Raw genomic sequence first — 5,282 nt, forward strand, 5'->3', positions numbered from 1 at the left:
TTTTCCTGTTGTAAGTTCGTCTAAAATTTTCAGTTTAAAAGGTTCTGAATACCGTCTGATTACTTTGTCATTTTTGTACATAATGTTTGAAATTATGTAGCCTTTATTCAGGACGGGTCAAAATTACAGCTAACGGTTTGTGTAAGGATAGTTGCGTGATTAGGCAACTAACTTACTAAAAATGGAACGAACCAGAGGAAAATCCGCAGGATTTTCCAAGTAGACTAGAACCAAGCAATTATTTTTACACGGTGTTAGGCAAAGTTATTTTATTTCAAATCCTCTATCGTTATTTCTATTCTTGAACGATTTATGAATATCCCATTCCTTTATTTCCTCTTTGCTACTTATTTCCCAATTATTACATTCAAAATGTCCTTTTAAAATTGTGTCATTTTCAAAATAACCGAAATCTTGTGATAATCTCAATTCAAAATTACCATAAACATTTGAAGCAATAGAATAGTCAAAAGTTGAAATTGCAATTTTATATTTATCAATGTCCATTGATTTAAAATCACTACCGTTATATTCCAATTCTGTAGATTTTGAATATAATTCAAGATTTTTTATGACACTATCTTTTAAAATCAGAGTCAAGAATTGAAATTGTCCGTCAATTCGTTTCAAGTAACCTAAATCCATTAAGTGGTTAAGTCTACCGCCAGATTTATCAGTAATTCCAGTAGAATCCAATTCTTTTTTTGTCGGTATTCCTGACCTTAATTGAATTTTAATTATGTTATTTTTTTTGTCTTTTTGACAAGAACAAAGGGCAAAAACACTTTCGCTTTTAATTTCATTTGATAATTCTAACTCAACAACCTTTCCTAATGGTTTTAACGTGCTATCAATTCTTATTTGATTTCTAAATGTATTAATTGAGTCAGTTTTAGTTTTTTCTATTTTTTGATATTCAATATTTTTTTCACCTGTTTTGTTATCAGTTTTACAACTGAATATGACAAATAAAATTAATATTGAAATTCCGTTTTTCATAATTTTGCCTAACGGTTTTGGCTATGGTTTCGTTGCGGAATGGTTCGGCAGAACTATTCCGCCGTAAACCAAAGTTAGCAAATACGCAGGAATTTTAGTTATGAAATTCCGCCGCAATGAACTATAGCCGGTGTTGTGCAACGTACTTATTTTTCCGTATCTATTAACCAAGCGTTTTTGTATTCCGTTGTTTTAGTTAATTCTTGTTTTAATTTTTCTCGGTTTAAATCCAATTCGGAATATTCTGCTCTTTCATAGAGTAGGTTGTATGCCGATTGATGAAGTCCGTATTTTTTTAATTTATAAAAGTCCGCTTTTGCTTTTTCCGAATTCAGATTGTCGTTATCAAACTCAATTTTTAATAAATCAACCAAAGTGTCATTTACAAACTTATTTTGGTAATTAAGTCGTTTTTTGTCCGATTTCATAGAGTTAAATTCTCGGATTATTTGATAAACGATTGAGTCGTTATTCTCCGCTTTTCTGCGGTTCCAAAATTCAGTGTAATACTTGGTTTGTATTTCGGGATTGTTGTAAGTCAATTGCAAACTGGCAATTAGATTCTCAAAATTCCGCTTTATATAAATTCCTTCGATAAGGAAATGACTTTCGCTTTTTGAAATCAGATTCTCAAGTTTTCCATATCCAAACTTTTTAAACGATTCGTGAAGCATTTTTAAGTTTTCGGGTTTTCTAATCCAAGAGTTTCTTGTCCAATCTCCATTTCTCAAATCGAAAAATGAAGTTTGATTTTCTGCATAAAATTCCAATTCAGATTTCTTGTCGTTTTTACAAGACAGAAATAGAAAAATCAGAAGTGAAATTGTTAGCAGTTTGTTCATTTTCGGTATGTTGCACAACGGTTTTGTGTATGATTTCGTTGCGTGTTTAAGCACTAAAGTTAGCAATTAAATCACAGATAGAAAGTCCGCGAGGACTTTCGTAAGTAGGCTATAACTAGCAATGAATTATACACGGTGTTGTAAAACGTTTTTATTTATCACGTTTCAAAATTATTGAGTCTTCAGAATCAAATTCGGTCGGACGTATTCCTTCAAAGCCGATAGCAAATTCCATTGTGTCATCATCAATAAAATTCGAGATACAGAGTAGTTTCTTTTGTTTTTTACTCTAAACATCGTTACTATTAAATCTACTTGTATAGGTTTTGTTTCGCTATTTATTTCATAGGTCATACTTCCTTTTTTTCCATTTTGGACAAACTCTTTTCCGCCCATTATTTGTCCTTGTATTTCGAAGTATGCATAACCTTCCGAATCAAAGTTCAAGTATCCTATATCTTTTTCATCTTCTCCAATCCACTTTCCAATGAATTTTCCTTTATCATTTTCATTAGAATTAAATTCTAATTTCGTCCATAATCGAGATTTAACTACTTTCTTTTTATATTTTCCTGGTCGAACTTTTATTTGTTCCGTTGCTTGCTTTATTAATTTATCAATTTCATCTGATTGTGGATATGATTTAACTTTTATGTCAATTATTTCCGCTTTTTCAGTTACAGTCAGATAAACATAAACGTTGCCATTAAATTCCGTTTCAGAATTCAGTTTTTCGTTTATCAATCCATTTAGATTTTTTTCAGCACAAGCAATTTGTTCTTTTTCCGAAATTCCACTTTCACAATCATTTTCAAATGGCAATTCCGTCAGAATTGCATAATGATAAATTCCTTCTTTTTTCTGTTTGAAAGGTTTTAATTTATATCCTTTTTCAGCCGAATCATCTGCGTCTAAGAAATGTCCTTTCGGAATTTGTCCAATCGCAAACATTGGAATCAGAAGTAAAATTGTCAAAAAGTTTAATTTGTATTTGCTCATTTTGTTGGTTTGGGTAAATGTTTTACAACGGTTACGTATAAAAATAGTGCGATTTTGTGTATGAGGATTTTCCGTAGGAAAATCAGAAGCTACAAAAGCGCACTACACTTTGTTTAAGCACTAAAATAAGCATTGTTTTTATGCTTTGTTGTACCCAGTTTTTTATTAGGTAAAATCATATCCTTCATCTTCTAAAATTTCCTTTTCGTTTCTTCTTTTAATTAGTCGATTTAAAGTTGCGTTTTCAGTTCCCTTTCTCCGAAAATGCCCTGTGTTTTCGTCAATCAGTCGATTAATTATTTTGTCACTTATTTTATTAATAAATAAAAAGTTAAAAGAGTCTTTTGTCACAATCCAAGGTGTTAAAAGAATTCCACGTCTTGACCACCAACCAGCAAAAAAAGTAATTAAAATTGCTTTTAACTTTGCCTTTTTTCCACAACTTAAACACAATATTTTTTCATTCCGTGTGTCGTTCGCAAAAAGTAAGACAGAAACGACTTGATTAATTTCAAATCCATAAAGTCTATCTTTTTTTTCAGCGCATTTTGGGCAATTCAGACTTTGGATTTTCTTTATTAGAGAATTGCGTTCAATTCCGTCGTAAGTTTTGGTTTCAGTTTCTACCCAACTAATTAGATTCTTGTCAAGATTCCGTTTCTCAATTTCCTCTTTTAAAATCCCGAGAACATCTTTTCTTAATCCTTTCGATTCTTTTTTTGCAATATTCTCAATTTTTGAATCGGAAAATCCTTTGTAGTTTTCTCTTATTTCTTCGACACTATACATTCAGTTTGCGTTCGGGTTAAATTGGGTACAACGTTTATGTATATGGAAAGTTGCGTGTTTGTGTGCGAGGATTTTCCGAAGGAAAATCAGAAGCCAGCAAACGAGCAACTAACATTGGTTTAGCCAAATCTAGCAATTTTTTATATACTTTGTTGTAAGCCGTTTTTATAACAGTTTTCCTAATTCAGGAAGTAAATTTAAACTAAGCTTATTTTTTAATTGTTCCATTTCCGTTTTTTCAATTTTATCACCTATTCGAATTCTACAGACTTCAATTTCATTATTATTAATTTCAGTAAATCCAATGACTTGTTCACCTAAAAATGCTGTTCGGATGTTTATAATAACATGTTCCTTTTTTCCTATTGGATAAGCACGAATTTGATTTTTATTTTCAATGTCACCAAGATTGTAAACCCATCCCATATTTTCTGTTCTAAAACCTTTAGCTTTGGAACTTAAAATTGTTTGAACTTCTCTTTTAATATTTTCATTTATTGTAATTAAATTATTTTTTAAATCATCTAAATTGTTGCTTTGAATTTTCTTTGCATGAAGTTTTAATTGCTCTTCAATTTGATTCTTGTCTGTATTTTCAATATTTTCCATTTGATTCAATAAATCTATAATTTCCTTAGCAGAAGACCATCTTTTGGCCATGTCTATCTGGAAAGCCTTATCGAAAATAGTATTCCAAATGAAAGGCATTTTAATTTTAGAAATTGTTTTAATAGCTTCATCTGTTTGATGGGCAAATTGTCCATTTTCATTTAATAAAACCCTTGGATATTTTCCTGAAAATAAATATAATGCTATTCCGCAAGCTAGTGTCAAATCACTTCTTGAATCTCGCTTACTTGTGCTTCCTGCTGAGAATTCTGGTAGCCTTATAAATCTATTACCTAGTTCTTGTCCAATAGAGGTTATATTTTGTTCGTCATTTAGATTTACTGAAATTCCAAAATCAACTAAGAAAAGTTTTCCTATATCATCAATTAAGATATTTTCTGGTTTAATATCTCTGTGAACAATTTCTTTATCATGAATTTCAGTTAATATGTTTAATAGCTGTTTAAAAATGTTAACAGCTCTTTTGAATTCAACGGGTTTTGCTATTTTATCTAGGCTTTTCCCTTTAATAAATTCAGCACAATAAAATAGTTCTTCATTGGTTTCGAAATTGTTAACATTAGTATCAATGATTTTGGGGATACCTGATATATTCAGAGATTTGAAAAGTGTAGTTTCTCTAAAGAAGCGTAGACGTCTTTCGGTAGAATTTTTTTTAAGTTTTTTTAAGAAATATTGTTTACCTGTTTCGATTTCTATAACAATGAAACAGTCTCCTTGACCACCACCTAGATTAGAGCTATTAATTCGATATTTGTCTTCCCATTTCATTATTCCTCAGAGTTTCTTTAAATGTCTAGTCCTGAAATATGGCTACAGGTTAAAAATTGATTTACGCTGTTTTTAAATATACCATATTTGGTGTTTTATAGTCTAAAGATACATGTAATCTAATTTCGTTGTATAGATTGATTGCACTTTTTGTTGCTCTTTTGGCGTGTTGTACGCTATCAAAGGTCTGGTCAAGATAAAACTCGTCTTTTAGGATGCCGTTTACACGTTCAGCAATAGCGTTTTCGTAGC

Annotated in this window: 6 protein-coding genes; all 6 read right to left on the minus strand. The window is 30.7% G+C overall.

Going from position 1 to position 5,282, the window contains the following annotated elements:
- Positions 1-264: 264 nt before the first annotated feature.
- The gene (locus FGF67_RS16560; protein ID WP_139698871.1) at positions 265-999 is read right to left on the minus strand and encodes a hypothetical protein; all 735 of its coding nucleotides are present in this window, start codon (positions 997-999) and stop codon (positions 265-267) included.
- 146 nt (positions 1,000-1,145) lie between these two features.
- The gene (locus FGF67_RS16565; protein WP_139698872.1) at positions 1,146-1,841 is read right to left on the minus strand and encodes a hypothetical protein; all 696 of its coding nucleotides are present in this window, start codon (positions 1,839-1,841) and stop codon (positions 1,146-1,148) included.
- A 171-nt stretch (positions 1,842-2,012) separates the two neighbouring features.
- A complete protein-coding gene (locus tag FGF67_RS17470; protein ID WP_199240709.1) occupies positions 2,013-2,840 on the minus strand; it encodes a hypothetical protein in 828 nt (275 codons plus the stop codon).
- Positions 2,841-3,005: 165 nt separating this feature from the next.
- A complete protein-coding gene (locus FGF67_RS16575) occupies positions 3,006-3,629 on the minus strand; it encodes a hypothetical protein (RefSeq protein WP_139698873.1) in 624 nt (207 codons plus the stop codon).
- Positions 3,630-3,794: 165 nt separating this feature from the next.
- Positions 3,795-5,030, minus strand: coding sequence for a protein kinase domain-containing protein (locus FGF67_RS16580; protein WP_139698874.1), 1,236 nt, complete (start codon positions 5,028-5,030; stop codon positions 3,795-3,797).
- Positions 5,031-5,091: 61 nt separating this feature from the next.
- The coding region (locus FGF67_RS16585) for an integrase core domain-containing protein (RefSeq protein ID WP_139698875.1) at positions 5,092-5,282 on the minus strand (191 nt) is incomplete at its 5' end.

Source organism: Allotamlana fucoidanivorans (assembly GCF_006265225.1).
GTDB lineage: Bacteria > Bacteroidota > Bacteroidia > Flavobacteriales > Flavobacteriaceae > Allotamlana > Allotamlana fucoidanivorans.

Coding starts and splice junctions, on each gene's coding strand:
- FGF67_RS16560 (WP_139698871.1), bottom strand. CDS start 999: ATGAAAAACGGAATTTCAATATTAATTTTATTTGTCATATTCAGTTGT.
- FGF67_RS16565 (WP_139698872.1), bottom strand. CDS start 1,841: ATGAACAAACTGCTAACAATTTCACTTCTGATTTTTCTATTTCTGTCT.
- FGF67_RS17470 (WP_199240709.1), bottom strand. CDS start 2,840: ATGAGCAAATACAAATTAAACTTTTTGACAATTTTACTTCTGATTCCA.
- FGF67_RS16575 (WP_139698873.1), bottom strand. CDS start 3,629: ATGTATAGTGTCGAAGAAATAAGAGAAAACTACAAAGGATTTTCCGAT.
- FGF67_RS16580 (WP_139698874.1), bottom strand. CDS start 5,030: ATGAAATGGGAAGACAAATATCGAATTAATAGCTCTAATCTAGGTGGT.